Annotated in this window: 31 protein-coding genes, 1 tRNA gene and 2 pseudogenes; 15 read left to right on the forward strand and 19 right to left on the reverse strand. The window is 68.2% G+C overall.

All coding sequences use genetic code 11. The features are described from left to right. Positions 1 to 193: 193 nt before the first annotated feature. Together ABZ194_RS28440 and ABZ194_RS28445 are read right to left on the reverse strand one after the other, a co-directional pair. Positions 194 to 312, reverse strand: a pseudogene (locus ABZ194_RS28440) (transposase); the annotation flags it as partial. Between the two features lie 119 nt (positions 313 to 431). Then, positions 432 to 1,148 (reverse strand): HAD family hydrolase, encoded by a 717-nt coding sequence (locus ABZ194_RS28445; protein ID WP_355600097.1) that lies wholly within the window; start codon positions 1,146 to 1,148, stop codon positions 432 to 434. Positions 1,149 to 1,424: 276 nt separating this feature from the next. Here ABZ194_RS28445 and ABZ194_RS28450 point away from each other — a divergent pair, with 276 nt between their 5' ends. Next, positions 1,425 to 1,973 (forward strand): hemerythrin domain-containing protein, encoded by a 549-nt coding sequence (locus ABZ194_RS28450; protein ID WP_355600098.1) that lies wholly within the window; start codon positions 1,425 to 1,427, stop codon positions 1,971 to 1,973. A gap of 76 nt (positions 1,974 to 2,049) precedes the next feature. On the opposite strand, the gene ABZ194_RS28455 is transcribed toward ABZ194_RS28450, so the two are convergent. From ABZ194_RS28455 to ABZ194_RS28470, 4 genes are all read right to left on the reverse strand, one after another. Further along, complete coding sequence (locus ABZ194_RS28455) at positions 2,050 to 2,997, reverse strand: CHRD domain-containing protein (RefSeq protein WP_355600099.1); 948 nt, start codon at positions 2,995 to 2,997, stop codon at positions 2,050 to 2,052. A gap of 233 nt (positions 2,998 to 3,230) precedes the next feature. Beyond that, a complete protein-coding gene (locus ABZ194_RS28460; RefSeq protein ID WP_355600100.1) occupies positions 3,231 to 3,941 on the reverse strand; it encodes a zf-HC2 domain-containing protein in 711 nt (236 codons plus the stop codon). Positions 3,942 to 4,423: 482 nt separating this feature from the next. Further along, entirely contained in the window at positions 4,424 to 5,158 is a 735-nt protein-coding gene (locus tag ABZ194_RS28465; RefSeq protein WP_355600101.1) for an ABC transporter permease, read from the reverse strand. Next, entirely contained in the window at positions 5,155 to 6,054 is a 900-nt protein-coding gene (locus tag ABZ194_RS28470) for an ABC transporter ATP-binding protein (protein ID WP_355600102.1), read from the reverse strand. The genes ABZ194_RS28465 and ABZ194_RS28470 overlap by 4 nt, the downstream gene beginning before the upstream one ends. Before the next feature lie 134 nt (positions 6,055 to 6,188). Here ABZ194_RS28470 and ABZ194_RS28475 point away from each other — a divergent pair, with 134 nt between their 5' ends. The 3 genes from ABZ194_RS28475 to dnaN all read left to right on the forward strand — a co-directional run bounded on the left by ABZ194_RS28475 (position 6,189) and on the right by dnaN (position 9,585). After that, a complete protein-coding gene (locus ABZ194_RS28475; RefSeq protein WP_355600103.1) occupies positions 6,189 to 7,712 on the forward strand; it encodes a sensor histidine kinase in 1,524 nt (507 codons plus the stop codon). Then, the gene (locus tag ABZ194_RS28480) at positions 7,709 to 8,368 is read left to right on the forward strand and encodes a response regulator transcription factor (RefSeq protein WP_355600104.1); all 660 of its coding nucleotides are present in this window, start codon (positions 7,709 to 7,711) and stop codon (positions 8,366 to 8,368) included. Before ABZ194_RS28475 ends, ABZ194_RS28480 begins: the two co-directional genes overlap by 4 nt. Before the next feature lie 116 nt (positions 8,369 to 8,484). Next, positions 8,485 to 9,585 (forward strand): DNA polymerase III subunit beta, encoded by a 1,101-nt coding sequence (gene dnaN, locus ABZ194_RS28485; RefSeq protein ID WP_355600105.1) that lies wholly within the window; start codon positions 8,485 to 8,487, stop codon positions 9,583 to 9,585. A gap of 192 nt (positions 9,586 to 9,777) precedes the next feature. On the opposite strand, the gene ABZ194_RS28490 is transcribed toward dnaN, so the two are convergent. From ABZ194_RS28490 to upp, 6 genes are all read right to left on the reverse strand, one after another. After that, positions 9,778 to 10,467 carry a FadR/GntR family transcriptional regulator gene (locus ABZ194_RS28490; RefSeq protein WP_355600106.1) on the reverse strand — a complete coding sequence of 230 codons (690 nt, stop codon included), beginning with the start codon at positions 10,465 to 10,467 and terminating at the stop codon, positions 9,778 to 9,780. 109 nt (positions 10,468 to 10,576) lie between these two features. After that, a complete protein-coding gene (locus ABZ194_RS28495; RefSeq protein ID WP_355600107.1) occupies positions 10,577 to 11,938 on the reverse strand; it encodes a helix-turn-helix transcriptional regulator in 1,362 nt (453 codons plus the stop codon). A 131-nt stretch (positions 11,939 to 12,069) separates the two neighbouring features. Then, on the reverse strand, positions 12,070 to 12,600 hold the full coding sequence (locus tag ABZ194_RS28500; RefSeq protein ID WP_355600108.1) for a PH domain-containing protein: 531 nt from the start codon (positions 12,598 to 12,600) through the stop codon (positions 12,070 to 12,072). Then, positions 12,597 to 12,755, reverse strand: a complete 159-nt coding sequence (locus tag ABZ194_RS28505; protein WP_355600109.1) for a hypothetical protein — start codon at positions 12,753 to 12,755, stop codon at positions 12,597 to 12,599. Before ABZ194_RS28505 ends, ABZ194_RS28500 begins: the two co-directional genes overlap by 4 nt. A gap of 132 nt (positions 12,756 to 12,887) precedes the next feature. Further along, a complete protein-coding gene (locus tag ABZ194_RS28510; RefSeq protein ID WP_355600110.1) occupies positions 12,888 to 13,118 on the reverse strand; it encodes a hypothetical protein in 231 nt (76 codons plus the stop codon). Positions 13,119 to 13,273: 155 nt separating this feature from the next. Next, positions 13,274 to 13,912: a uracil phosphoribosyltransferase gene (gene upp / locus ABZ194_RS28515; protein ID WP_355600111.1), complete on the reverse strand. Its 639-nt coding sequence runs from the start codon at positions 13,910 to 13,912 to the stop codon at positions 13,274 to 13,276. A 170-nt stretch (positions 13,913 to 14,082) separates the two neighbouring features. Between upp and ABZ194_RS28520 the strand changes: the two genes are divergently transcribed. The 9 genes from ABZ194_RS28520 (at position 14,083) to ABZ194_RS28560 (ending at position 18,730) form a co-directional block, all read left to right on the forward strand. Beyond that, entirely contained in the window at positions 14,083 to 14,592 is a 510-nt protein-coding gene (locus tag ABZ194_RS28520; protein WP_355600112.1) for a tRNA adenosine deaminase-associated protein, read from the forward strand. A gap of 16 nt (positions 14,593 to 14,608) precedes the next feature. Continuing rightward, positions 14,609 to 15,100 carry a tRNA adenosine deaminase-associated protein gene (locus tag ABZ194_RS28525; protein WP_355600113.1) on the forward strand — a complete coding sequence of 164 codons (492 nt, stop codon included), beginning with the start codon at positions 14,609 to 14,611 and terminating at the stop codon, positions 15,098 to 15,100. Between the two features lie 26 nt (positions 15,101 to 15,126). Further along, positions 15,127 to 15,591: a tRNA adenosine(34) deaminase TadA gene (gene tadA, locus ABZ194_RS28530; protein ID WP_355600114.1), complete on the forward strand. Its 465-nt coding sequence runs from the start codon at positions 15,127 to 15,129 to the stop codon at positions 15,589 to 15,591. Positions 15,592 to 15,615: 24 nt separating this feature from the next. Beyond that, positions 15,616 to 15,705: transfer RNA gene (locus ABZ194_RS28535), tRNA-Ser, on the forward strand. 141 nt (positions 15,706 to 15,846) lie between these two features. Continuing rightward, positions 15,847 to 16,077: a hypothetical protein gene (locus ABZ194_RS28540; RefSeq protein WP_355600115.1), complete on the forward strand. Its 231-nt coding sequence runs from the start codon at positions 15,847 to 15,849 to the stop codon at positions 16,075 to 16,077. 103 nt (positions 16,078 to 16,180) lie between these two features. Further along, entirely contained in the window at positions 16,181 to 16,384 is a 204-nt protein-coding gene (locus ABZ194_RS28545; protein ID WP_355600116.1) for a hypothetical protein, read from the forward strand. Then, the gene (locus tag ABZ194_RS28550) at positions 16,374 to 16,937 is read left to right on the forward strand and encodes a DUF6879 family protein (RefSeq protein WP_355600117.1); all 564 of its coding nucleotides are present in this window, start codon (positions 16,374 to 16,376) and stop codon (positions 16,935 to 16,937) included. Before ABZ194_RS28545 ends, ABZ194_RS28550 begins: the two co-directional genes overlap by 11 nt. Before the next feature lie 9 nt (positions 16,938 to 16,946). Next, complete coding sequence (locus ABZ194_RS28555) at positions 16,947 to 17,549, forward strand: Scr1 family TA system antitoxin-like transcriptional regulator (protein ID WP_355600118.1); 603 nt, start codon at positions 16,947 to 16,949, stop codon at positions 17,547 to 17,549. Beyond that, a complete protein-coding gene (locus ABZ194_RS28560; protein WP_355600119.1) occupies positions 17,453 to 18,730 on the forward strand; it encodes a type ISP restriction/modification enzyme in 1,278 nt (425 codons plus the stop codon). Before ABZ194_RS28555 ends, ABZ194_RS28560 begins: the two co-directional genes overlap by 97 nt. A 153-nt stretch (positions 18,731 to 18,883) precedes the next feature. On the opposite strand, the gene ABZ194_RS28565 is transcribed toward ABZ194_RS28560, so the two are convergent. From ABZ194_RS28565 to ABZ194_RS28590, 6 genes and pseudogenes are all read right to left on the reverse strand, one after another. Further along, the gene (locus ABZ194_RS28565) at positions 18,884 to 19,222 is read right to left on the reverse strand and encodes a type II toxin-antitoxin system VapB family antitoxin (RefSeq protein ID WP_355600120.1); all 339 of its coding nucleotides are present in this window, start codon (positions 19,220 to 19,222) and stop codon (positions 18,884 to 18,886) included. A gap of 70 nt (positions 19,223 to 19,292) precedes the next feature. Next, positions 19,293 to 20,147, reverse strand: a complete 855-nt coding sequence (locus tag ABZ194_RS28570; RefSeq protein WP_355600121.1) for a neutral zinc metallopeptidase — start codon at positions 20,145 to 20,147, stop codon at positions 19,293 to 19,295. A 483-nt stretch (positions 20,148 to 20,630) separates the two neighbouring features. Continuing rightward, positions 20,631 to 20,777, reverse strand: coding sequence for a DUF397 domain-containing protein (locus ABZ194_RS28575; RefSeq protein WP_355600122.1), 147 nt, complete (start codon positions 20,775 to 20,777; stop codon positions 20,631 to 20,633). Between the two features lie 310 nt (positions 20,778 to 21,087). Continuing rightward, positions 21,088 to 22,083, reverse strand: coding sequence for an ABC transporter substrate-binding protein (locus ABZ194_RS28580; RefSeq protein WP_355600123.1), 996 nt, complete (start codon positions 22,081 to 22,083; stop codon positions 21,088 to 21,090). Next, positions 22,080 to 22,352, reverse strand: coding sequence for a UTRA domain-containing protein (locus ABZ194_RS28585; RefSeq protein ID WP_355600127.1), 273 nt, complete (start codon positions 22,350 to 22,352; stop codon positions 22,080 to 22,082). The genes ABZ194_RS28580 and ABZ194_RS28585 overlap by 4 nt, the downstream gene beginning before the upstream one ends. Then, positions 22,335 to 22,543, reverse strand: a pseudogene (locus ABZ194_RS28590) (transposase); the annotation flags it as partial. The gene ABZ194_RS28585 and the pseudogene ABZ194_RS28590, both read right to left, overlap by 18 nt. Before the next feature lie 629 nt (positions 22,544 to 23,172). Here ABZ194_RS28590 and ABZ194_RS28595 point away from each other — a divergent pair. Then, positions 23,173 to 23,589, forward strand: a complete 417-nt coding sequence (locus ABZ194_RS28595) for a hypothetical protein (protein WP_355600124.1) — start codon at positions 23,173 to 23,175, stop codon at positions 23,587 to 23,589. 12 nt (positions 23,590 to 23,601) lie between these two features. After that, entirely contained in the window at positions 23,602 to 24,222 is a 621-nt protein-coding gene (locus ABZ194_RS28600) for a hypothetical protein (protein ID WP_355600125.1), read from the forward strand. Positions 24,223 to 24,393: 171 nt separating this feature from the next. Here ABZ194_RS28600 and ABZ194_RS28605 read toward each other — a convergent pair whose 3' ends face one another. Then, positions 24,394 to 25,083: an HAD-IA family hydrolase gene (locus tag ABZ194_RS28605; RefSeq protein WP_355600126.1), complete on the reverse strand. Its 690-nt coding sequence runs from the start codon at positions 25,081 to 25,083 to the stop codon at positions 24,394 to 24,396. Positions 25,084 to 25,187 lie beyond the last annotated feature (104 nt).

Below are 25,187 nucleotides of genomic sequence, written 5' to 3' on the forward strand. Positions count from 1 at the left end.
TGGCAGTACTGGTCCCGCCCCGGCTTTGTCAGGGCTGCTTCCCGCCCTCCCCGGCACCTCCCGGATCAGGCTGCCCTCAGCTTCAACCCCCTGCTGCGACAGCGAGTTGGTGCAGGTTTCTCACCTCCACACGATCAACAAGCGCCTCACGGCGCACCCGTTCGACCACCCAGCGGTGACGGCCGAGTCTGTGGCTCCACTCGGCGAAGCGGCGGTTGACCGTCTGCCGGGGGCGCCGAAAACCGGCGGCAGCCGCCGCCAGGCGCAGCCGGTGGTGGCCACGTACACGATCGCCGCCAAGATCAAGCGATCATCCACTGAGATAACGAGGGAAACCACAGGTCAAACAAGATCAATGTGTCACGGCAGGCGAGATCCTACAGTTTTCCCGCAGGCGCGGCGCCGACGCGGGTCGGACGCGGTGAGGGGGCCTATCCGGCCAGGGCGGTCGCCAGCTCCTCCAGCGAGCGGATCACCGTGACCCCGTCCGGGGGCGTCGTTCCGGTGGACGCCCGATCGAGCCAGTAGGAGCGCAGGCCCGCGTCGCGGGCGCCAAGGCCGTCGGTCTCGTACGCGTCGCCGACGTAGGCGACCTGGTGAGGGGGCAGGCCAAGCATCGCGCACCCCGCCAGGAAGATACCGGGGTCCGGCTTGGCCGCGCCGTGTTCGTCCGAACAGAGGATCGCGTCGCCGAAATGACGCAGCAGTCCGATCGCGTGGAGTTTGCGCCGCTGGTGCGCCGACGACGAGTTGGAGACCACGCCGAGCCGGAATCCCGGCGCGAGCGCGCTGAGCGCGGGTTCGGCGTCCGGGAAGGCGGCCCACATGGCGTCTCGGAGCCTTTCGTGTCCGGCGAACCAGTCGGACGCCTGTCGATCGGAGATACCGCCGGGCGGAAGGCGCCCAACGTGTGCGAGGAACCGCCTGGTCCTCGCGTGCCGCTGCCCGGTGAACGTCGACTCGCCGGCGAGAAATCGCGCGTACTCCTCCCCCGTGATCTTCTGCCAGACCGCCACCGCGTCGTCCGGTGACGGGAACAGTTCCAGCAGCCTCTCGGCGGCCAGATGTTCGAGCACGCCGGCCCGCTCCGAGGCCGAGTAGTCGAAGAGTGTGTCGTCGACGTCGAACAACACCCCGTGGATCGTCATCCGCCCCCCTCACCTGAGCGATGAGGACCGGCCGCCGGTCCTCGGAACTCCTGGCACCTCGATCACTGTCAGCACTGTCAGCACGCGTATCCTCGCAGCCGGGGCGACCGGCGGCGGATCGGGAGCGCGGAGCCGGGTCCACCTGCCTCTCCACTCCGGCCGGTCGGCGGCTGCTTGACGGTCCGTCCGAATGATGATGAAATCCCCGGTCAGTGTCGCGGTGCACCCGGCGAAGAGACCGCCGTGGGCATGGAGGCGCCGAAACATGGGATACCCATGGAAACCCCCACCGACCCGGACGGCCGTCTCACGGCGTTCGGCAACCAGTTGATCGAAGTTCACATCTGGCTCCGCGAGGAGCTGGCCAGGCTCCGTGAGGACGTCGACGCCCACCTCGACGGCCACGCCGAGCGGCCACGGGAGCTGCGGGCGCACTGCCTGACGTTCTGCTCGGCGCTGAGCCTGCACCACACCGCCGAGGACGACGGGGCGTTCCCCGCGCTGGCGGAGCGGTTCCCCGAACTGCGCCCCGTGCTTGAGGAGCTGAGCCGGGACCACCACCTGGTGGCCGGAGTCCTGCGCGAGCTGGAGGAGCTGCTCGGCGGTCTCGTGGCGGACCCCGGTCCGGCCGAGGCGCAGCGCGTGCGAGCCGAGCTGGACGGCCTGGCCGCCCTGCTGGAGTCGCACTTCGTCTACGAGGAGAAGCGGATCGTCGCGGCCCTCGACTCACTGAGCGCTCCGAACCCGGACGGCTCAAGGCCCGACCCGCCGCCGGCCGTCGCCGACGCCGTCCGGCGGCGCGACATCGGCATCGGCATCGGCTGATCCGGCCGGGCCCGGCCGGGACATCCGGTGAGCGGGGCCGCCGGACGTCCTCGGCCGGCGCCGGGGCACCGCGTGGTCACCAGCCGCCGTGGGCCCGGTGCAGCTGGCCGCGGACCGCGCCGCCGTCGAACTCCGTGGTGTGCAGGTTGGCGTACCAGTTCATGGGGTTCTTCTTGATTCCCTGCGCGATGTCGGACTTCACCGGCGCGGTGCCGGCGATTCCGGTGATCGACTCGGGCAGGCCGTCGGCGTCGGCGAACAGGTCGACCACGACCGGGCCGTTCCTCCCCTTCTCGCCCCGGTGGATGTGCCCGTTGGTGGGGGCGGAGACCCTGTTCCAGACGGTGGCGTAGCGCAGGTTCACGCCGTCGACGCCGATGAGCCACTGGGCGCGGCCGTCCGGGTCACCGACCTTCTTGCCGTCGGCGGGCACCTCCTGGGCGCCGTCGGCCTGCGACTGGAACGCGGCGTGGGTGCCGTCGGCCAGGATCGCGGCCAGGTCCACCGGATGGCTGAGCCTGAACAGCTGGGCGCGTACCGCTCCGCCGGGGAACTCACCGGTGTGCAGGTTGGCGTAGAAGCCGCCGGGGTTCTTCCTGAGGGCGGCCGACAGGCCGCCGTCCCCGACCTTGACGCCGCCGGCCACGGCTTTCGCGCTCCCCGGAAGCGCCTCGCCGAAGAAGCCGACCTTGACGTCGCCGTTGGTGCCCGCCCGGCCCTGGTGGATGTGGAAGGCCGTGGGCGCGGCGGTGTTTCTCCACCGCACGGCGTAGGAGACCTGGTCGCCGCTGACCCGGATCACGGCGTAGGCGCTGCCGTCCTTGTCGCCCACGGCCGGACCGCCCTTGACGGGCACCTCGTTGGCTCCGGTGAGACGGGCGGCGAGGTAGACGGCCGGGGACGACGAGGAGCCCCGGGCCGCCGCGGACTCCGTGGTGCCGGCCTGCGCGGCCGTGGGCGCCGAGGCGGCGATCAGACCGGCGGTGAGGGCCACGGCGGGAAGGGCGAGGATGCGCTTGGACATGATGAAACCTCTCGTTGACGTGCGACAACTGAAGCCGTTGTGCCTTTCTTCCTGTTGTACGGCGCCGGAGAAGAGAGAAGTTCAACCGATAAATCCGTAAATTTACATATTCGCCAGGGGGCAGAAAACGCCCCCTCGCCGGGCGGCGAATTCGAGGGGGCGTCGCGGCCCCCGTCCTTCGGGAATGTGACGGACGATTTCGGGATTCGTCGGCGAGAGGGCGTTTCCGCGGATCAGACCTTGACGGTGAGCAGTGTCCTGCCGCCGGTCGTCCTCACCTCGAAACGGTCGATGTCGGCGGGCGGGAACGCGGTCCCGCCGTGCACGTACAGCGGCTCCGGGGAGCCTGCGACCCCGTATCCGGCGACCGGCACCGCCCATCCGGTGACGACGCGGCGCCCGCCCGTCCTGGAGACGGCGATCAGCGCGCACTCCAGAGGTCCCCTGACACCGGTGAGCTTGAGAGCGGCGTGGGTCCCCCAGCCCTTGCTCTCCAGCACCAGCCCGCCCGCGACGCCGGCGGCGCCCGTCCCGGCGATCGGCTCTCCCCGCCGGAAGAACTCCTCGGCCGGACCGTGCGCGGAGTGCCCGGGCACTCCGGCCTGGCCGGCGCCGGAGACGGTGGTGCCCACCGTGACCCCGCCGGCCACCAGGGCGACGGCGGCGGCGACGCCGATCACGAACGTCCTCCCGCGGGCCCGCCGGACGGACGCCCGCCTGTACCGGAACAGGTCGATCATCTCGGCCGGGGCCCCGCCGTCGCGGTTGTCGTCCTCGACGGGACCGACCCCGGCGAGCACCCCCGCCGTCCCGGAGATCCCGGCCAGCTCCGCCGCACAGGAGGAACAGCCGGAAAGGTGCGCCGAGAAGGCGTTCCGGTCGGCCTCTTCGAGCAGTCCCAGGGCGTAGGCGCCCACGTCGGTGTGTTCGATCCGCGGACTCACGCCGGCACCCCCCTTTCCTCCGGACACGGCCGCCGCGACCACCTGAGCGGGCCGCCGGGTCCGCGTGAGGCGTTCACCGGGGATTCGACTCCGAGCGGGTCGGCCGGTGGCGGGGGACAGGTGCTCTGTCGCATCATGGCCTGCGTCCTTTTGATCCGTGCGAATGCCCAGGAGACCGGGGGTCCCCGCGCTGTGCCGGGTGATCGGGCCACCCGCCGTCCCGCAGCCGGGGAGGCTGAGCGATTTCGGCGTCGGCAGGCAGTACGCGGCCGGATCCGGAACGGGTTCAACGGATCGCGCGGAATTTTCGGCGTGGTGTTCGCCTGGTTGTGCGCCGTACCATCTCGGATGGCCGGATCGGCCGGTGGGGAGCGCCGAGGGGCGGGCGGCGCCGTTTCACCGGTTGTCGCACGGGTCACCTCACGGGCCGTTCCCCGGCTTCGAACGATCACTCGACGGGTTCTGAACGGGCACTCGGCGGGTCACTCCCAGCGGAACAGCCGGGTGGCCAGCACGCCGGTGACCAGCACGGTCGCCGCCATCACCACCAGATGCAGCGGTTGCGGCGCGTGGCCCGCCCAGGTGTCGCGGAGCGCCTGGGCGAACGGTGCCATCGGCAGGAAGTCGCCGATCCGCCGTGCCAGGTCGGGGAGCATCTCGCGGGGGATCCACATGCCGGCCAGGAAGAGCAGCGGGAACATCAGCAGCGAGCCGATGCCGGGCGCGGACTTGGCGCTGGGCGCCACCGCGGCGATGAGCAGGCCCAGGCCGAACATCGACGCGCTGCCGAGCAGGAGGACAGCAACGAACGACGCGAGGGCGCGGGGCGCCGTCACACCGAGGACGAGATCGCCCAGGCCGATCAGCGCCGCGGTGGCGACGACCGTCACCGCGATGTTGTTCACCACCTGGGCGATCAGCAGCCGTGCCGGGCCGACCGGGGTGGTGGACATCCGGCGCAGCACGCCGCTCTCCCGGTAGGTCACCAGCGTGCCGGGCAGTACGGTCAGCGCCATCGTCACCACGGACAGGATCACCATCATGCCCGGGAGCTGGGTGTCGATCACCCGTTCCCCGCCCAGCTCGGGGCCGGCCTCCCGGAAGCCGGGGATGCTGCCCAGCCCCAGCAGCAGCGCGAGGGGGAGCAGGATCGCGAAGATCGGACCGCCCGGCTCGCGCAGGAAGAGCTTCGCCTCGATCATGATCATCTTTTTCATGCGGAGATCTTCTTTCCGGTGAGGGCCAGGAAGGCGTCGTCGAGGGTGGCCTGTTCCAGCCGGAGGTCGGCCGGGACGACCTCGACCGAGGCCAGGGCGGTGGCGATCGCCAGGAGCAGGTCGCCGGTGCCGGTGACCTCGATCAGCGCACCGTCGTGTCTCACCTCGCTCACCTCGGGCAGGACACCGAGTACCGTGTCGTCGAAGGCGCGGGACGGCCGGAACCTGACGCGCTGCGGCCGGTCGATCCGGGAGATCAGCCCGGACGGGCTGTCGACGGCGACCAACCGGCCGGAGTCGATCAGCGCCAGCCGGTCGCAGAGCCGCTCGGCCTCCTCCATGAAGTGGGTGACCAGCAGGATCGTCACCCCGTCCGCGCGGATCTGCCTGATGAGCTCCCAGGTCTCCCGGCGGGCCTGCGGGTCGAGACCGGTGGTCAGCTCGTCCAGGATCGCCACCCGAGGGTTGCCGACCAGCGCCAGCGCGATGGACAGTCGTTGCTGCTGGCCGCCGGAGAGCTTGCCGTAGGCGGTGTTCCGCCGGTCGGCCAGCCCGACCCGCTCCATCAGCGTGACCTGGTCGGCGGGCCTTCTATAGAAGGAGGCGTAGAGATCGAGCGCCTCCCAGACCTTGATCTTCGCGGGTAGGACGGATCTCTGCAGCTGGACGCCGAGCTGTTCCCTGAGCTCGGTGCCGCCCAGACCTCCCAGCACCCTCACGGTCCCCGAATCGGGGGTGCGCAGACCCGCGACGCACTCGACGGTGGTCGTCTTGCCGGCCCCGTTGGGACCGAGAACGCCGAAGATCTCGCCCTCCTCGACGGTGAACGACACGTCGTCCACCGCGAGCCGGTCACGGTACCGTTTGCGGAGGTTGTCGACCTCGATGACCTTCATACCGATGACGCTAGGACCGGCCGCCGGCCGTGCGGAAGCCGTCTGGGTACCCGCCGGGGGTGGAGATACCTCCACCCCGGGAGGGCGCCTGGCCTCACTGGGCACCGCGGCCCCGATCACCGAGACTCTTATCCATGAGACGACACGCGACGACGATCGGCCGGGCACTGGCGCTGGGGGTGGCTCTGGGAGGGCTGGCCCTGGCGGACGTCGTGCTGGTCGCGCTGACCGCCGCCGCCATGGTGCTTCTGACGTTCGGGCTGATCTTCTTCTTCATGCCGACGACCAGGCTGATCAGGCGTCGCACCATGATGGCCAGAAGGCTGACCGGCCGGTGGCTGGGTGTGGAGGTTCCCCCGTCCTACCGGCCGCCGCCGCCTCCGCCCCGCCCCCAGCCGGACGGCTGGTACCGGCACGAGCGCCAGCTCTACAAGACCCCGCGCTGGCCGGCCTGGAACAACCGCCTGAACTGGATGTTCACCGACCCGGCCACCTGGCGGGACGGGCTCTGGCTCTTCCTCAACCCGCTCGTCGGCGGGGTCCTGCTGCTGCTGCCTCTGGGCGCGCTCGGATCCGGTCTGGCCATGCCCTGGTACTGGGCCCCGCAGGCCGCGCCCCTGGGGGTGGCCGTCGCCGTCGCAGGGGCGGCCTCGGCCCCCTGGCTGCTCCGCTGCTACGCCTGGTGGAACCGGCTGTTGCTCTCCCCCACCGCCAAGTCCGTGCTGAGCGGCCGGATCCGGCAGCTCGACCGGGTCAGGCTGGAGGTGGCGGACTCCCAGGCGGCCGAGCTGCGGCGGATCGAACGTGACCTGCACGACGGAGCCCAGGCCAGGCTCGTCGCCATGGGCATGATGCTCGGCGCGGTGGAGGAACTGGTGGACAGGGACCCGGCCGCGGCCAGGACCCTGCTGGCCAAGGTCCGCGAGGCCTCGTCCACGGCGCTCACCGAGCTGCGCGACCTGGTCAAGGGCATCCATCCGCCGGTGCTGGCCGAGCGCGGCCTCGGCGACGCCGTACGGGCACTGGCGCTGGACAGTCCGCTGAAGGTCACGGTCACCGTCGACCTGAAGGCGCGCCCGGACTCGCCCGTCGAGTCGGCGGTCTACTTCTCGATCAGTGAGCTGCTCACCAACGCGGCCCGGCACGGGGGTGCGGACCGCGTCTGGATCGACATCAGCACCCGGGGCAGGACATTGCGCGTCACCGTCACCGACGACGGCTCTGGAGGCGCCGTCCCCTCGCGGGGCGGCGGGCTGCACGGCATCGAACGGCGGCTGGCGGCCTTCGACGGGGTGCTCGCGCTCAGCAGCCCGCCGGGCGGACCGACCACGGCCACGATCGACCTGCCGTACGCGCTGACCGGGCTCGAACCGGTCAGACCCTCCATGCCCCGGTGGAAGCTCGCCGTCGTGGGACTCGGCTGGGGACTCGGCTGGCTCCCCCTGTTTCCCCAGGGGCTGGTCCCGATGGTGCTGAAGCTCACCGGCCAGGACGTCCGCAGCTGGTTCCTGGCGCTCCACCTTCCCGAGCCGTGGCAGTGGCCGATGATCGTCTTCAACATCGCCCTGGGCCTCACCATGTACGGCCTGGCCATCAGCCTTCCCATCGTCCACGCACGGAGGCATCCGGCGCGGGAGGGCGCGGGGCCGGACCGATGAGCTCCCGAGTCGTCATCGCCGAGGACCTCTACCTGCTGAGAGACGGTCTGGTCCGCCTACTCCAGGCGCACGGCTTCGAGGTCGTCGCGGCGGTCGAGTCCGGGCCCGAACTGCTCGCCGCGCTGACCACGGAGCGGCCCGACGTGGCCGTGGTGGACGTACGGCTCCCGCCCACCTTCACCGACGAGGGACTCCAGGCCGCGCTGGCCGCCCGCAGGGCCGTCCCAGGCCTGCCGGTGCTGGTGCTCTCCCAGCATGTCGAGCAGCTCTACGCCCGCGAACTGCTGGCCGACGGTTCGGGGGCGGTCGGCTATCTCCTCAAGGATCGGGTGTTCAACGCCGGGCAGTTCGTCGACGCGGTCCGCAGGGTCGCCGCCGGGGGTACCGCGATGGACCCCGAGGTGATCGCCAAACTCCTGGCCAGCACCGCCAGGCACCAGCCGCTCGGGGCGCTGACCCCGCGCGAGCGCGAGGTGCTGGAGCTGATGGCCGAGGGCCGTTCCAACGCGGCCATCTCGCAGCGGCTGTTCCTCAGCGAGAGCGCGGTCGGCAAGCACACCGCGGGTATCTTCGGCAAGCTCGGCCTGACCCCCTCCGACGACGACAACCGCCGGGTCCTGGCCGTACTCGCCTATCTCGGCGCCGCCCGCGGATGACCCTCGCCCGGCGGTCCACGGCGACGGCCGGAGGTTTTTCTGTCGGACGCACCGGATACCGTTCCTAGGAGTACGGTCACCGCAGGTGGTGGCGTTCGGGACGAAGGAATGATCAGGTGAAGTTCCGGGTTAATCGCGATGTCCTGGCTGACGCCGTGGCCTGGGCCGCCCGGGTGCTGCCGAACCGCCCGGCCCTCCCCGTGCTCTCCGGCCTGCTGCTGGAGGCCGACGGTGACGATCTCGTGCTGTCGGCCTTCGACTACGACGTCTCGGCCCGCGCCTCGGTCGAGGCCGACGTGTCCGAGCCCGGCCGGGCGCTGATCCCGGGCCGGATCCTCGCCGAGATCACCCGCAGCCTGCCCGCCATGCCCGTGGAGATCGCCACCAGCGGCTCCGAGGCGGTGCTGACCTGCGGCAGCGCCGAGTTCGGCCTGCTCACCATGCCGGTGGAAGACTTCCCGACCCTGCCGACGGCGCCACCGAGGGTCGGCGCGATCGGTGGCGGCGTCTTCGCGAGCGCGGTGAGCCAGGTGGCTCCCGCCTCCAGCCGCGACGAGACGCTTCCCATGCTGACCGGCGTCCGGATCGACATCGGCGGTGAGACCGTGACCATGGCCGCCACCGACCGCTACCGCATCGCGGCCAGGGAGTTCGCCTGGCGGCCCGAGCGGCCCGGCCTCACGGCCGCCGCCATGGTGCCCGCCCGGGTGCTCGTCGAGGTGGCCAGATCGCTGCGTGGCGGCGAGGTGTCGGTGGGGCTGGGTGACGGGGTGGCCGGGTTCGAGAGCGTCGGCCGGACCACGACCGTCCGCCTGCTGGACGAGCAGTTCATCGACTACCGCTCCCGGCTGGCCGACGACTGGCCGATCCGGGCGGACCTGAGGGTGACCCCCTTCATCGAGGCGATCAAGCGGGTGGCGCTGGTGGCCGAGTCCAACACCGCGATCCGGCTCTCCTTCAGCCGGGGGCAGGTGCTCATCCAGGCGGGCGGCGGCGATCTCGGCCGGGGCACCGAGGTCCTGGACGCGGAGTTGTCCGGTGGCGACATTCGGATCGCCTTCCAGTCCCAGTTCCTGCTGGACGGCCTGGCCGGGGTCGAGACCGAGCTCGTCCGGCTCAACATGCACTCCCCGAGCCGTCCGGCCCTCATCACCGAGGTTCCCGGCGACGCCGATCCCGACTTCCGCTACCTCGTGATGTCCCTGCGCCTCGGCTGACGGACCGGCACCTGGCGGCCACCGCGCCCCACGGTTCGCCAGGCGGGTGCCCGGCTCTCTCAGGGGAGCCCCCTCAGGGGAGGCGCGGATCCCCGCCGGCTCGGGACGCCGAGGGCGGGGAAGGCCGCCCCCGGCGGTCTCGGGCCGGCGGCCGGATGTTCACGCCTCCACGACCTCCGTTGGGGAACGGAGCTAGGCCGACAGCTCCTGGGTCTCGGTCAGGGCGATCAGGATGTGCTCCATGCAGGCGTGGCCGGCGCGCTCGGCGGCGGCGGCGTCGCCCGCCGCGATGGCCCGCGCGATGGCCTCGTGGGGGATGTAGGTGCTGTTGATCGAGGTGCCGGCGGCGGTGATGCTGGCCCGCAGGGCCGCCGAGAAGTCCTCGTAGAGGTCGATCAGGACCAGGTTGTGGGTGGCCTGGACGACGGCGACGTGGAAGGCGAGGTCCGCCTCCACGAAGGCGGTGGGCTCGCCGAGCTCCCAGGCACGCTCCCGCTCGGCCAGGGCGGCCTCGATATGGACGATGTCGGCGTCGGTGCGCCTGGTCGCGGCCAGCCGGGCGGCCTCCACCTCCAGGGCGCGCCGTACCTCCAGGATCTCCAGCTGTTCGGCGGCCCGCAGCCGCCGCAGCATGGCCCCCGACAGCTCACTCGTGGCACGGACGTAGGTGCCGTCGCCCTGACGGCACTCCAGCAGGCCGGCGTGGGTGAGGGCCCGCACCGCCTCACGCACGGTGTTGCGCCCCACCCCGAGCTGTTCGGCGAGCACGGTCTCGGTGGGAATCTTCGTATTCATCTGCCAGGAGCTCGAAGTGATCTGCTCTTTGAGCTGATCGATCACCTGGTCGACGAGAGACGCCCGCTGCGCCGTACGCAGACTCACAGTCCGCCTCCTCCGGGGAAACCAATCATCCTACAAGTCAATGACTGGTAGACCCTATTTATTCCAGAGGCAGAGAAACAAATCTGGAACGCGGCGAAAGCGGATGGCCTTATCGGGCCAGCGCCGAATCGACCGTCATTCCCACCACCGCGTCCCGCACACCGGCTGCCTCAAGTGCCCTACGATACGCGCCGGTCTGTCCCTCACCGGCGCCGACCCTGCCGTAGAGGTCGCCTAGTTCACGCCAGACCCGGGCGATCTCCCGATCGGGGTGGGAGCGCTCGGTACGCAGGTCGTTGAGCAGGTCGCGAGCGATGTCCAGGGTCACCTCGGCCTTTCTCGCGGCTGTGCCGCGCGCGAGCGCGGCCTCGGCGCGCACCAGGTGCGCGGTGGCGGAGACGGGACCTGACCTGCCGGCCAGCGTGTCGAGGGCGGAGCCGGCCAGGTCGGCCGCGCCGTCCGAATCGCCGTCGGCGAGCCGGAGACGGGCGAGGACGACGAGGCTTCCCGCGTGTTCGCGGGCCTTCTCGGTGAACCCGGCGTAGACCCCGCTCGCGGCCGTCGCCAGCTCGCAGGCCGCCTCGCGCGAGGCCTGGTCGAGGGAGACGGCGAGCCGCGCCCAGTCCAGTGCGATGCCGGCCAGCCGGAACGCCATCCGCGCCGGACGGCCGGTCGCGATCGCGTCGTCGGCGAGCCGTACGGCCAGCGCGGAGTCCTCACCCTGGGCGGCGGCGACGCTCGCCTCCCAGAGAGAGTGGATCTCCAAGGTGCGGTTCACCGCCGCCGGAACGCCGTTGACGGCCAGGATGTGCCGGACGTAGGACAGCCCGGGAGACTGCGCGCTGCCGACCTCGGTCTCCACCAGGGCCGCGGCCAGCTCCACGGCGATCTCGCCCTGGGTGAGGGCCAGGTGGTTCACCTGGGTGAGCGCGTGGGCCGCCAGGTCCCTGGCGCGAAGGGTGTCTCCCGCGCGCTGGTAGCAGCGGCTCAGAGCCACCGTCAGGGGCAGGTCGGCCAGGCGCTCGGGGTGGGCGGCGGCCTCGCGGCGGAGCCGCTCGAACGCCTCCACCGCGGCGCCGATCCTGCCCTGGGCCTCCAGGGAGCGAGCCCGCCCCAGCCGCGCGTGCGCGGCCAGCATGGCGTTCTCCTCGCCGGCGACCTTGACGATCTCACCGAACCGCTCGGCGGCGACGGACGGATCACCGTGCTGCAGCTCCAGCTCCGCGTGGCGGAGGCCGAGCTCGGTGTCGATGCGCTGGCGCGGCTCGATCCCGTGCAGCAGAAACTCGGTCGTGCACCCCAGCCGTTCGGCGAGCAGCCGCGCGACCACGGGGGTCGGCGTACGCTTGCCGGACTCGATGAGGGAGACATAACTGTCGGAGAGGTCAGGCCCAGCCAGCTGGGCCTGAGACATGCGCCTACTCAGCCGCAGTCCGCGGACGCGGTCACCGATGGTTCCCTGACTCGGCATCTGATCTCTCAGGGCGGGGGATGGTCAATGTTCCCGCCATGATTGCACGAAGCAGTCGAATCGGTAACCCCACGTGAAGAGAATCCACAGGGAGTCTTGCCTACCCCTATGTCAGAAGGGACATAGGGGCCTCAATCATCCGAATCGTTACCGCCGGGGAAGAGCATCTGGCAGACCTCCAGATACAGGGTCTCCGGGTAGGGGATGTAGGTCACGGTCGACAGGGCCTGATCCTGACCGGCCGACTCCAGGACGAACTCGCCGTATCCCAGCATGCGGCCGAGCAGTGAGCGCTGGAAGCTCATGTCGGTCACCTTGCCGAGCGGCATCATCGCGACCTTACGCGTGATCAGGCCCGTGGTGAGCAGCATCCGCTTGGAGGTGACCACGAAGTAGTCGACCGACCACTCGGCCACCTTCCACACGAAGCGGATCAGCAGCAGCAGCCATGCCCACCAGACGACGACGAGAGCACCGCTCCCGCCCTGTTCGCCGAACCACTTGCTGAGCAGTCCGGCCAGGATCAGGCCGCCGAGAACCTCGGCGACGGGACGGAGTAGCACGGCCGGGTGACGCCGCACCATGATGACCTGGTGTTCGTGGGGGAGTAGGTAGCGGTTGACCGACGCGGGAGCGGAGTCCCCGTGGGTCACAAGTCTCATGACAGATGGGAAACGAATTGGGCCAGAGAATCGGCCGCGTTGAAAACCGTGTCCATGGCGCCCCTTACTGCGTTTGCCGCATCACCTGGTCGTGTGAACAGGTAAAACGCCACGAAAGCGATGGCGCTGTACGATAGAGCCTTCTTGACCTGCACTTCGGCCTCCTACTACCACTCACCCACTGCACCCGCCGTATACATTACCCATGGCATTCGCGAGGTAAAGCGCATCGACCCATTCGTGTCCAGGCGTTCCGCGAAGACCTGATCGGGACGATGTGATCTCCGTCACCCACGCTCGCTCGCGACCAGCGCGAGGACTTCGAGGTGTTTGCGGGCGATCCGCTCGACCAGTCCCGGATGGGCGTGGCCGGTCACCTCCAGCGCGCCGTAGTGCGCCGCCGCTATGCAGCGGGTCACCGTGGCCGCCGGATGGACCTCGGAGAACTCGTCCCGCAACGCGGCACTGACGTGCTCGTAGAGGTCCGGCTCCGGATCCGGGATGCTTCGCTCGCTCATGGTTCTCCCTGGTGTGCGTCCGCGGCCCTCCTGGCCGGGAACACAGAAGAGATGTCTTCGTCACTCTTGGTACCCAGACAAGCACACCATGTAACGGACGAGTGGCGGAACGACTCGCTTTTCGGGAAGAAGATTCTTCGGACGACGCCCTGGAGTCAGACGACGCCGTAGAGGCGGTCGCCCGCGTCCCCCAGCCCCGGGACGATGTAACCCTGCTCGTTGAGCCGCTCGTCCAGGGCCGCGGTCACCAGGCGGATCGGCCGGTCGCCGCCCGCGAAGACCCCGTCCAGGTGCGCGATGCCCTCGGGGGCCGCCAGCAGGCACAGCGCGGTCACGTCGTCGGCACCGCGCTCGAAGAGGAACTCGATCGCCGCGGCCAGGGTGCCGCCGGTGGCCAGCATCGGGTCGACCACGTAGACCTGGCGCCCGGACAGGTCATCCGGGAGCCGGGTGGCGTAGGTCTCCGCCTTCAGCGTGGACTCGTTGCGGATCATCCCCAGGAAGCCGACCTCGGCGGTCGGCAGCAACCGGGTCATGCCCTCCAGCATGCCCAGCCCCGCGCGAAGGATCGGGACCACCAGCGGGTACGGCTGCGCCAGCCGTACGCCCCGCGCCGTCGCCACCGGGGTCCGCACGGTCAGCTCGGTGACGCGGACGTGCCGGGTCGCCTCGTAGGCGAGCAGTGTCACCAACTCGTCGGCGAGCCGGCGGAAGGTGGGCGAGTCCGTGTCCGCGTCCCGCAGCGCGGTCAATTTGTGTGCCACGAGTGGGTGCTCGACGACCAGGGTTTCCATGGGCGTCAACGGTATCCCGGACGGACGCCTGGGAGACAACGGGTGTCGCCCGGACGGTATGACCCGCATCACCTGCGCACTTTGGTCACAATTTGATCGTCGGAGCGTACGCCGGTGGGATGGTTCTGAAAGCATTGGCGTCCATAGACAACGCATCGGTGGGGATGGCCATGTCGGACGAAGAAGCCCTGGACTTTGCCATCGTGGTCTACCGCGAGGACGACGTCTGGGAGGCGGAGATGCTCCCGGTGGCGCTCACCTCCGACCTGCACGGCCTGATCCACGCCCTCCGCCAGCAGCCGAGCATGAACGGGACGATTGGCCTGGTCGCCGTGGGGGATGAGTTCTTCGTGGCATTAAGGGTGTTCGGTGAGCGGGCGGAGGTTTTCCTCTCCGACATCGCCGCGTCCTGGGACTATCCTCTCGCGCGGCAGGCGCTGGAGTATCTCGACGTGCCGGTGCCCGACGAGGACGAGCTCGACGAGATCCTGCAGGACGAGGAGACGGCGCTTCCCGCCGGGGACCTGTCGATCTTCGCCGACCTGGGCCTCGACGAGATGGAGCTCGGCATCCTCTCCGGGGACATCGACCTGCTCCCCGAGGATGTTCTGTCCAGCATCGCCGCACGGCTGGGGTTCTCCGAGCCGTTCGAGCGCGCAATCGACTCGGTGTTCGGCTGACCTCGGGAGATCGGCCATGGCCTCCAGACCATCCGGTAACAGCGTGTTCTCGGCAGCCTTCGTCCGCACCCCGGACGGATGGAACGGCGCTGAGGTCGATCTCAGCGCCGCCGAGATAGTCGACGATCTCAGCGACGCCGTCCAGGAGAACCTCGGGCTCAACGGCGACGAGATGGTCCTGCTCTGCGTGGAGGTGGAGGACGAGTGGTTCGCGATCGTCCGCTACCAGGACGACGCCGAGCCTCGCACCTTCCTGTCGGACGCCCAGGCCGGCCTCTCCGACGAGCTCGGTGAGCTCTTCACCGAGCTGGCCGGGGTCGCCGCCGACAAGGAGACCCCCGACCTGGGCGTACGGCCCGCCGGTGACTTCGAGCTCCTCACCGACCTCGGCCTGAGCGCCGAGGAGCTCATCGAGCTCAGCATGGAGGAGGGCGCGCTTCCGGCGGACACGCTCTCGGTGATCGCCGACCGGCTGGCCTTCGCGGACGAGCTCGACCGGCTGAGATGACGGGCGCCGTGGTGACGGGCGCCGCGATGACGGATTACGCCCCGGGGATGCGGCTCGCTCTGGCGCAGGCCGTACGGGCGGGTGCCAGGGGTGAGGTGCCGGTCGGCGCCGTCGTCCTCGCCCCGGACGGCGCGGTGCTGGCCGAGGCCGGAAACGACCGCGAGTCCCTGAACGATCCGACCGCGCACGCCGAGATCCTCGCCCTGAGGCGGGCCGCGCGGCTCCGCGGCGAGTGGCGGCTGGCCGGGTGCACACTGGTGGTCACACTGGAGCCCTGCACGATGTGCGCCGGGGCGGCGGTGCTGGCCAGGGTCGACCGTGTCGTCTACGGTGCCGTGGACCCCAAGGGCGGTGCCGTGGGCTCGCTCTGGGACGTGGTGCGGGACCGCCGGCTCAACCACCGGCCCGAGGTGGTCACGGATGTGCTGGCCGGCGAGTGCGCCGAGGTCCTCACCGAGTTCTTCGCCGCCCGGCGGATGCGCGAACAATAGCGGATATCCGGTAAGCTGCTCGGCGGTGGAGTCGCCTAGTGGCCGAGGGCGCACGCCTCGAAAGCGTGTGATGGGGCAACCTATCCGTGGGTTCAAATCCCACCTCCACCGCCACTACAAGAGCCCCCGATCCGCGTCGGGGGCTCTTCGCATATCAAGATCATGGGGTGACCGTGAGGGACAACCCCGTTCATCGACCGTGAAACGCGGCCCCGGTGGCGGTGGTAGCCCACCTTCCGAACGGAAGGAACGACGTTGGCTTCGATCGAGAAGAGGACCAGCGCGAGCGGACGCGTGACCTACCGCGTCCGCCGGTTCATCGGCGGCACCCGCGACGGAGGCCGCGACAGCGAGACCTGCGACGGCAAGACCGAACACTCCGTGGGCAGCGCCGCATCGCCGTCCGCGGAGTCTCTGCTCCAGGACATGTCACGTCGTGGAGGTCATGATCGCTGCCAAGGCCGCCGGTCGGAGCTCGCCTCTTAGGTGTGGCAGTTGGCGTGCCAGATGTGTCCAGCGTGAGCCTTGACTGATTCCACCTCATGAGGAATCGTCGTCGGTGTTGGCCGTTCGTAACCTCAGAGGTTCCGTGAAGCTCCAGTTCGTGCGCACCACTTCCCCCACCCAGAACACCTGCCCCACCCTGTTCCGGACGGATCGGGGAACGGTGGTCGTGCAGGGCTATGTCGTCACCGACGCCGAGGCCCTGTCGCAGATGGACATCCCGGAGGGCGAGACCTGCGTGGAGGTCCCGATCGAGCTGCTCGCGGAGGTCTTCGCCGATGCTCGATGAGGAGGGGATGAACGCCTTCATCGAGAAGCACTTCACCCGGTCGGCCTTCCGCTTGGAGGTCCTCCCGCAGTACACGGTCGACTCCGATCAGGGCAACGTCACGAGCTACCTCGCGGGCGATCCCGAACCGAGCTGGGCCCACGGAGGACCATGGTTCGACCACCTCGCCGAGGAACGTGTCGCCGGCAGGCGCCGCTACCGCGTCCACATCGTCACACCTCCGCTGTCGGACTACCTGCGGTACGAGTGCGAGTGGGGCTACGTCTACACCACGGCGGCCGGTGAGGAGGTCTACATTCTCGACACCTCCGAGACACCGCCGCCGACAGACGATCTCCTCGACCACGACTGGTGGCTCCTCGACGATCAGCACGTACTCCGCGTGCACTACGACGCCGAAGGCAGGTTCCTTGGCGCCGAACCGCTTCCGCCCTCCGCGGCAGGCGTTCACCGGATGTGCCGGGACGCGCTGATGGAGACCGCGGTGCCGTTCGGGGACTGGTGGAGCAGGCACCCGCAGTACAGACGCAAGGGTCAGGACGGGGCTCTCTAGAATTCCCCCATGTCCACCCCGTTGCCGTCCCAGTACGCCAGGGACAAGCTGTCGACGTTGCTCCGCGCCTTTCGGTCCGGTACCGGGCTGACGAGCGCGGAAGCGGCACGACGGGCGGGGTTCTCCCAGTCCAAACTCTCGAAGATCGAAAACGGTGCGCTGTTGCCGTCGTACGCCGACGGAGAGGCGCTGTGCCGTGCCTACGGTGCCACGGTCGAGCAGCGGGATGAGGTTCTGGATCTCTTGAAGGTGCTGCACGATGAGCTGGAGAGCGCCCGTGTGATCCTTCGCCGAGGCGCTCACCGTAAACAGCAGGCCTACGCGCGGGTCGAGGCCGAGACCATCGAGTACCGCGACCTTCAGGTCGCCTACGTCTCCGGGCTTCTGCAGACGGCGGACTACATGCGGCGCATGGCCGGCCAGGTGATGAGCCCGGCCGACCGTGAGAAACAGGTCGCCGCCCGGGTCGCACGCCAGCACGTCCTGGACGACGAGGCCAAGCGGTTCACCTTTACGTGCTGTCCAACCTGTACGTCTACTTCTGGCGCTGGGCTACGTGGAAGGTCTTCGACGCCCACGCCGGGCAGCCCTCAGGCATCGTCGCGTTCGTGACCACGTCGGGCTACACCACCGGTCCGGGGTTCGCCGGGATGCGCGAATACCTTCGCCGTACCGCTGACGAGGGCTGGATCATCGATCTGTCTCCCGAGGGTCACCAGCCTGACGTGTCGACGCGGGTCTTCCCCGGTGTGCAGCAGCCACTGTGTATCGGCGTCTTCGCCCGGTACGGCGAAGGCGACCGAGAAACACCAGCGCGGATTCACCACCTCAGCGTGTCGGGACGTCGCGCCGAGAAGTTCACCCAGCTCGGCGAGGTCACCCTCGATGAGACGGCGTGGAACGATTGCGCGACCGGCTGGCAGGACCGGCTCCAGCCCGTCGGTGGAGACGATTGGCTCGGCTATCCCCTTGTGGGTGATCTGATGCCCTGGCAGGCGCCGGGTGTCAAACCCAACCGGACCTGGGTGTACGACCCGTCGCCGGGGGTGCTTCGCGCCCGTTGGGAGCGGCTGATCAAAGCCTCACGCGCCGACAAGGCGAAACTCTTCAAGGAGAGCGATGGCCGCAAGCTCGACAGCATCGTTCAGCCCATCATTGGTTTTGTTCATCATGATGGAGTGATCCTGGACGAGGCAGGGCAATGTCCGCTCCCGGTGCGGGTGGCCTACCGATCTTTCGACCGGCAATGGGTCATCCCCGACACCCGGGTTCAGGAGCGTCCCCGCCCCGAACTCTGGCAAGTGGCGGGTGACTCGCAGGTGTTCGTCGTCGAACAGCACGCCCAGCCGCTCGGAGCGGGGCCCGGCCTGGTCTTCACCGCGTTCGTGCCGGACATGGATCACTTCAAGGGGAGCGCGGGCGGGCGGGTGCTCCCGCTCTACCGGGACCGCGCCGCTGGAGCGGCCAACCTCGCCCCCGGCCTGCTCCGACTGCTCACCGAGCGACTCGGCCGGCCCGTCATCTCCGCAGATCTGCTGTCCTACGTCGCCGCCGTAACCGCCCACAACGGCTACACCGTCCGCTTCGCCGAGGAACTGCGCACCCCCGGAGTAAGGGTGCCACTCACCGCCGACCCCGAGCTGGAACCCGACCAGGCCGATCTTCTCGATCGCATCTGTGCCGGGCCGCTCATCAACGTGACCGACCTGGAGCAGACTCGGGTCTTCCCGGTCGCACCTGCCGTACGGAAACCCCCCACGGCCGACTCTCGGGATGCGCCGACACTCCTCTGATCAGCTGAAGCTTTTTCAGGGGCGATTGAGGGGGTGATCAGTTGCGGCCGGTATCCCGGAACCAGCTGTACCGAGTGCCGTCTCACGATGGACGCAGCCTCGACCGGTTCTGTTGCGACCGGGTGCCGAGATCGCCTCCCCCCTGTCCCGGCCTTAGGATCCCTGGTTCCAGGCCTCCCGGTCGAGTCCCCCGCCGTCGGCGGGCAGTTCAAGGACCCGGGCGTGCAGGACGGAGCGCTGGTGCAGGGCGGAGCGCAGCGCCCGGTGCAGGCCGTCCTCCAGGTAGAGGTCGCCCCGCCACTGGACCACGTGCGGGAACAGGTCGCCGTAGAAGGTGGAGTCCTTGGCGAGCAGGGAGTGCAGGTCCAGCACCGCTTTTGTGGTGATCAGCGTGTCGAGCCGGACCTGTCGCGGTGGTATCTGCGCCCACTCGCGATGCGAGAGGCCGTGCTCGGGATAGGGCCGGCCATCGCCGACCAGCTTGAAGATCACACTATGTAGTTTAGGAGAGATTCGGGTTTTTTGCCCGCCGGGTCGCCCCCGCCCCAGGTCAGCGGCCCTGTCAGATGCTCCCGGCGAATGTGTCGCACTGGGCGGGGTCGCCGCTCTGATAACCGGTGGTGAACCACTTGACACGCTGCGCCGACGTCCCGTGGGTGAAGCCCTCCGGGTCCACCCGGCCCCGGGCGCGCTTCTGGATGCTGTCGTCGCCCACGGCCGAGGCCGCGCTCAGCGCCTCCTCGATGTCCTGCCTGCTGAACGGCTTCTCGAACAGGCCCGTCTCGTAGGCGTTCTTGGCCCACGCGCCGGCGTAGCAGTCGGCCTGAAGCTCCAGCCGGACCGAGCCGCTCGTCGGACCCTGCCTGTCGCCCCGGACCCTGGCGCTGGTGCCGAGCAGGTTCTGCACGTGATGGCCGTACTCGTGCCCGATGACGTACGCCTGGGCGAACGGTCCGCCCTTGGCGCCGAACCTGCTCTGCAACTGGTCGAAGAAGCTCAGATCGAGATAGACCCGCTGGTCGGCCGGGCAGTAGAACGGCCCCACCGAGGAGTCGGCGGCGCCGCAGCCGGTGTTCACCTGACCGGAGAACAGGACGGTCCTGGCCGGCCGATAGTCCGGCATGGCCTTGGACCAGTAGTCCTGGACGCTGTTGACCACACCGACCACCCGGCACTCCTCGTTCTGGTCGGCGTCCTGCCCGGTCCTGCACTGGGCGCCCAGGTTGGAACGGGGGCCCACCGGGGCGGGGTCGGAGCCGGTGATGTCTCCGGGGTTGATCCCGAATATCAGCGCCACAACGAGCGCGATGATCCCGGCCGCGCCGCCGCCGATCGCCAGGCCGCCCCCGGGGAGCCCTCTCCGCCCACCGCTCTCGACCTGTGAACTGTCCAGCCGGGCATCGTCTCTGAAGTCCATCGCCGACGTCCCTTCGATCCTCTGGGTATCCCCCACTGCCCTCGGGAGGACCGGACATGCGGTGGTTCGCCCACCTTCGGAACCGGAACCGGAGCCGGAACCGTGACGCCGTGTGTCGCCACTCGGGTGGCCTTTCCGCTCCTCCACCGTCTCATGGCCGGCCCCGGCGGCCATGAGAGGGGGAGAGGAGCCGTCGAGGTGGCGGCGGACGGGGGCGAAGCGTCCTGCGGACGGGCCGGCTGAGACTCGGACCGCGCCCCTTCGGAAGAGAGGTGATCCCCGAGACGGTGAGCGCCCCGTTTCGCAGGGCGGGGCGTCGGCTTTCGTGTATCTCCTGGATGTCGGTGCAGGGCGGTAGGTCGAAACCGCCGATGCTGAAACCGCGCCGGGGGCTACCGTGACGGCACCCACAGCGAGGGATAACGGGGCCGCGCGGTCAGGCGTCCCAGGTACCCGGCCGCGCGGCGTCTTTCGCGGTTGAGGTCAGAGGTCTCCGCTGCGGATGCCCGCGAGGAAGTCGCTCCAGGCGTCCGGGGAGAAGACCGGCGCCGGGCCGGAGAGGTCCTTACTGTTGCGGACGGCGACGATGCCGGGCAGGTCCGTCGCCACCTCGACGCAGGGCCCCGGCAAGTTATCGTTTTGTCTGTTTCGCTGACATGACCCCTACGTGTCGCCCCAGCTCTCGGCCTCCACACCCGCTCATACGTGTGACACGCGAATCGGGATGAATACCTAACTTGCCGGGGCCCTGACCGCGACGCAGTCGTTGTTGGTCCCGCTGAGGCTGGACTTGCGGAACTCGGCACTGGTCAGATCAGCCTGCTTGTATGGCCCGCCGCGACAAGGTGATCGTATGCGCATCGCACTTCGTCAGACATTTCTTGCGGTATGGCAAACCCGACACCTGGCCATTCTGCCTGGTATTCGTCGGCCCTGAGCTTCAGACTGCAGTGGGCCCGTCGAGTTCCCACCTGATGAGCGCCGCTTGGTGGCCAAGCTGCACGCCGGTGTTGGGGTCGATCTTGAAGTCGCCGAACAGCGTGGTCGTCTCCAGCTCCGCAGCAGTGGTCCACAAGGCAGCGCGCCTTGTGTCGCCGACCGCCATCGCGCAGTGGGTCGCGATGGTTGCGGCGGCTGCTGCCTGGACGGCCGGGTAGTCAGGGAGTACCCCGGTGAGGCCCTGATAGGCGGCGAGGAAGTCGAGCTCGCCGATGCCCAACTCCACCGCTCCTCCGGTGCCGGGGAACCATTGCCCAACCCCGTAAACGCCGCAGGGGTTGTCGAGCGCCTGGCCGAACTCGCGGACGCCCGCCGCTACCGCGCATACCGTCTGCGGTGGCGTAGGCATCGCTCTGGCTCGCGTAATCGTCTCGATGTCCTCCTCGAAGGCGCCGGCGCAGAAGAGAGCCCAGGCTTTCCCTGTCTGCGGTAGGTCGTCTCCAGGGCTGTACCGGGTCGTATCGATACCGAGGGAGCGTGCGATCTCCTCGGCTCCAGACGCAACCTGACGGCCGAAGCTGCCCTTGCCGTGAACGATCCGTATAGGGAGTGCCTCAGTGCTGGCCAAATGCCGCAGGAAAGGCTCGGCGTATCGGCTGGTAGGCGTCAAGACCGAGACGACGTGTCCAGGGTGGGCCGCCTCGACGTCGTCACCCGACCCGCCGTGGTTCCAGATCAGGCGGTCGATTTCGGCGGCAACGTCGCCGGCTTTCCGCATCAGCTGGGTGGAGTAAGGGCCGAGCAGGATGTCGCATCGATCCGACAGCCTGCGGAGCGACGCCTGCAGGACTGCGGGATCGCTCTGGTCATCCTCGATCACCAGATCCACCGCGTCATTCGCAGTGCGCCAGATCTCCAGCCCGAACCGGGCCTGCGTGCCGAACCGGGCATGCTTGCCCGAGAGGGAGAGGCAGGCACCGATGGTGAGCGCCGTCACCGCATCTTCACCTCGTATCGGAATTCGTGGCTGTTTGCAGCCACGATCGACTCTTGAACCTCCAGTGGCCGATTCTCGGAGTCGTAAACCGTCCGCAGGACCCGGACCACCGGCACGCCTGGTATGAGGTCGAGTTCGGCCGCTTCCTCCCGGGTCGGCATTCGGCACACCAGATCCTCAAGACTGTGGCTGACCTGGCGACGAATTGGGCCGCTTGCATCCTCGATCAGGGCATAGACGCTCTGCCAGGGCGGGTATTCGTACGGCAGGTAGCGCCAGGGATGCCGGTGCGGTCGAGGTGGAGGATGGCGTTCATGATGACGCGCAGGTCGTGTTCACACGGCCGCCCGATGTCCAGGACTTGGCCTCGGCGCTCAGCGCGCCAGGCGCTCAGCACGGGTTCGATGAGCGCCCAGCGGGCGTCGGACAGGACACTGGGGTAGGGGCGCTGCTCGACCATGCCTCTGGCGTACCGTGCGGCACATCGGCCGCCCAGATCTCGAATGGCATCCCTCACCGGCAGGTAAGGACAGGGCGCCACGTCTTGGGATGAGACAGGATTTTCCTGGACGGGACCGGCACTCGGCAGCCTGTTTTTCGAAGGCCGCCGTTTCGGAATCCATCGAAAGCGCCCAAGTCAGGCGTGCGGACTATCGGATAGATCATGCGATTCACCATCTCCGGGGATCAAACACCCACTGACAGCATGGGGCACAGATCTCCGGCCATATAGAAACAATCGGCACAGGCTGAACACCCCCGTCACGCCTCCAAGGCGCGTCAACCGGGAGACGTGATGTCCGCATCCGGGGACGCTTTTGCGGCGAATGTCCCTGTACGTGAAGAGATGAGACAGCAAGTCTCAACTTGGTTTCATCAACCATCTACCACGTGCCTCGGAGGGTTTCAGTCGAACGTTCGCGCCTGTGGTGGGATCAGGCAAGATGTTGACTGAAAATTGTCGTCATATGGTAACCATGATGTCAGAAGTTTGCTCGGGAGCACGGAAGGCGTTGAAAGACATCCGAGTGCTTTAGGGAAGGCAGGACGGGGCGTGGTAGTGCTAACCTCTCCTCCGAGGTGATATTCATGGGTTTCGAAGTCTTCGAGAAGCGAATGGCTCCACTGGGCAAGGCTCCCAGCGTGACCATCCAGAAGCGAGGGCTGTTCTCACTCAACCGTGCAGCTCACGCACTGATGGGAGCGCCAAAGACTGTGGAGCTTCTGTATGACCGGTCAGAGCGCATCGTCGGCTTGCGTCCCATAGACGAGGATGCGCCGCATGCCTACATCCTGCGGCCGCAGTCATCGGTGAAGGACACAGGGCCGTTGCTCCTCGCTGGTACGGCTTTCACCACCTTCTACGGCATTGACACCACAGTCTCCAGACGATGGACGCCAACCATGGAAGACGGAATCCTCTGCATCGACCTTAAAAAGCATGGCGTCGAGATCATCGGAAACCGGGGCGCCCGAAGGACTGATGGCAGCCAGGACGATGACTGAAGTTATGAACCGTTGAGCGAGAAACTAGAGATGGCCATAGAGAGGAAGGAGGGAGCGCAGATGTACATGGCCTGGGGTGACGAGTCCGGGTCAAGTGAGCGGTTGGATCCCGGAACGTACATGATGGCTGCCGCGATGGGCGAACCGGACGCAGTCACTCACCTACGTGATGCGATGCGCAGCCTTCTTCTTAAAGGTCAACGCAAGGTCCATTGGCATGATGAGAGCTCTGACCGAAGGTTGAAGGTGGTCGATGCGATAGCAGACATGCCAATCGAAGGCTTCGTGGTAGTCAGATCTTCGGGAGAGGTCGACCGGATCGAAAGACGGCGCAGGAAGTGCCTTGAGGCACTCTTCCGGGAGCTTGACAGCCTGGGTTGCACTCACGTGATGCTGGAGTCCAGAGGTCCGGCTGACGACAAGCGCGATCGCCAGATGATGCAGCACATGCGCAAAAGCAAGGAACTTGCCTCTGGACTGCATTTATCTCACGAACCGGGGCCAAAGGATCCAATGCTCTGGATCCCGGATGTGCTCTGCGGCGCAGTGGGTCAGGCCCGTGTGGGGGAGTCTAAGTATCTAGACAGGATCTCATCGAGAGTCACGGTTCGGGTGATCGACTCGGAAACCTAGCCCAGAAAAGGCGCAAGCCCCGGGCCCTGTCGTCCGGCAGGAACTCCCGAGGCTTACTTTCAGACCCCACCGCAGTGGATCTGACAACGTGGTTAATGTATCCCCTCGTGCAGCGAGGGTCAACCGCTATCCCTTGCTCGTGTTGCCCCTTGCGGCCGTGTACTTCTTGCATCAGTTCTCGATCAAGGCTGTGACCAGCTCATCCATGCTCGTCACGACCACGTCGGCACCGGCCGCCGCAAGCCGATCCGCCTTGTTGGCGTAGCCCACGGCGGTGATGCCCGCGCTCTTGGACGCCTGCATGTCGGTCACCGAGTCACCGACCAGGAGCGAGAGCGCTGCATCCGCCCCGAGCTGGTCAAGCGCTTGCCGGATGAGATAAGGATTCGGCTTCATGAGCCCCGGGTCAGGGTCCACCCGGGCCGAGATGAGGTCAACGGCCGTTAGAAGGCCGTGTGCCTCCAAGGATGTGGTAACCGCGGCTACCGAGTTGTTGCTGACCACTGCAACCGACTTGTTTGCCTCCCTCGATCGCCGAATGAGGTCGGCAGCACCCGGCGTTAGCCGTGCGGTCGCTGCTGCTTCGACTTCCAGATCAGTCAGCGCGTTGAGCATCGCATGGTTGAGATCCCTGCCGAGATCCGCGCTGAAGCGGAAGACCTCCATCGGATCGTCCTGCTCCTGCGCGCTCTGTGGCAGCTTCGCACCAGCAGCCTTGAGCATCACGCGCAGCCTGTCAGCGACTTCCGGCGCAGGGAATCCAGCGAAGACATCGCAGATCGGCCCGTCGAAGTCGAGAAGAACGTACCGGGCGCTCTGCATCACGTCCTGTACAGCCTGCGGCCCCGTCCGTATTGTCACGGGATCTCTCTAGTGTCCTGCGCCTGAGATTCGTTGGCAGAAGCGGGCGAGGGAGTCGAGAATCTCTTCGGCCGTCTTGGTCCAGATGAATGGCTTGGGGTCGG

The organism is Streptosporangium sp. NPDC006007, from assembly GCF_040614315.1.
Classification (GTDB): Bacteria; Actinomycetota; Actinomycetes; order Streptosporangiales; family Streptosporangiaceae; genus Streptosporangium.

Bases quoted from the DNA above. Each gene is read 5' to 3' on its own strand.
- ABZ194_RS28445 (WP_355600097.1), bottom strand. From the start codon at position 1,148: ATGACGATCCACGGGGTGTTGTTCGACGTCGACGACACACTCTTCGAC.
- ABZ194_RS28450 (WP_355600098.1), top strand. From the start codon at position 1,425: ATGGAAACCCCCACCGACCCGGACGGCCGTCTCACGGCGTTCGGCAAC.
- ABZ194_RS28455 (WP_355600099.1), bottom strand. From the start codon at position 2,997: ATGTCCAAGCGCATCCTCGCCCTTCCCGCCGTGGCCCTCACCGCCGGT.
- ABZ194_RS28465 (WP_355600101.1), bottom strand. From the start codon at position 5,158: ATGAAAAAGATGATCATGATCGAGGCGAAGCTCTTCCTGCGCGAGCCG.
- ABZ194_RS28470 (WP_355600102.1), bottom strand. From the start codon at position 6,054: ATGAAGGTCATCGAGGTCGACAACCTCCGCAAACGGTACCGTGACCGG.
- ABZ194_RS28475 (WP_355600103.1), top strand. From the start codon at position 6,189: ATGAGACGACACGCGACGACGATCGGCCGGGCACTGGCGCTGGGGGTG.
- ABZ194_RS28480 (WP_355600104.1), top strand. From the start codon at position 7,709: ATGAGCTCCCGAGTCGTCATCGCCGAGGACCTCTACCTGCTGAGAGAC.
- ABZ194_RS28495 (WP_355600107.1), bottom strand. From the start codon at position 11,938: ATGCCGAGTCAGGGAACCATCGGTGACCGCGTCCGCGGACTGCGGCTG.
- ABZ194_RS28500 (WP_355600108.1), bottom strand. From the start codon at position 12,600: ATGAGACTTGTGACCCACGGGGACTCCGCTCCCGCGTCGGTCAACCGC.
- ABZ194_RS28510 (WP_355600110.1), bottom strand. From the start codon at position 13,118: ATGAGCGAGCGAAGCATCCCGGATCCGGAGCCGGACCTCTACGAGCAC.
- upp (WP_355600111.1), bottom strand. From the start codon at position 13,912: ATGGAAACCCTGGTCGTCGAGCACCCACTCGTGGCACACAAATTGACC.
- ABZ194_RS28520 (WP_355600112.1), top strand. From the start codon at position 14,083: ATGTCGGACGAAGAAGCCCTGGACTTTGCCATCGTGGTCTACCGCGAG.
- ABZ194_RS28525 (WP_355600113.1), top strand. From the start codon at position 14,609: ATGGCCTCCAGACCATCCGGTAACAGCGTGTTCTCGGCAGCCTTCGTC.
- tadA (WP_355600114.1), top strand. From the start codon at position 15,127: ATGACGGATTACGCCCCGGGGATGCGGCTCGCTCTGGCGCAGGCCGTA.
- ABZ194_RS28550 (WP_355600117.1), top strand. From the start codon at position 16,374: ATGCTCGATGAGGAGGGGATGAACGCCTTCATCGAGAAGCACTTCACC.
- ABZ194_RS28555 (WP_355600118.1), top strand. From the start codon at position 16,947: ATGTCCACCCCGTTGCCGTCCCAGTACGCCAGGGACAAGCTGTCGACG.
- ABZ194_RS28570 (WP_355600121.1), bottom strand. From the start codon at position 20,147: ATGGACTTCAGAGACGATGCCCGGCTGGACAGTTCACAGGTCGAGAGC.
- ABZ194_RS28595 (WP_355600124.1), top strand. From the start codon at position 23,173: ATGGGTTTCGAAGTCTTCGAGAAGCGAATGGCTCCACTGGGCAAGGCT.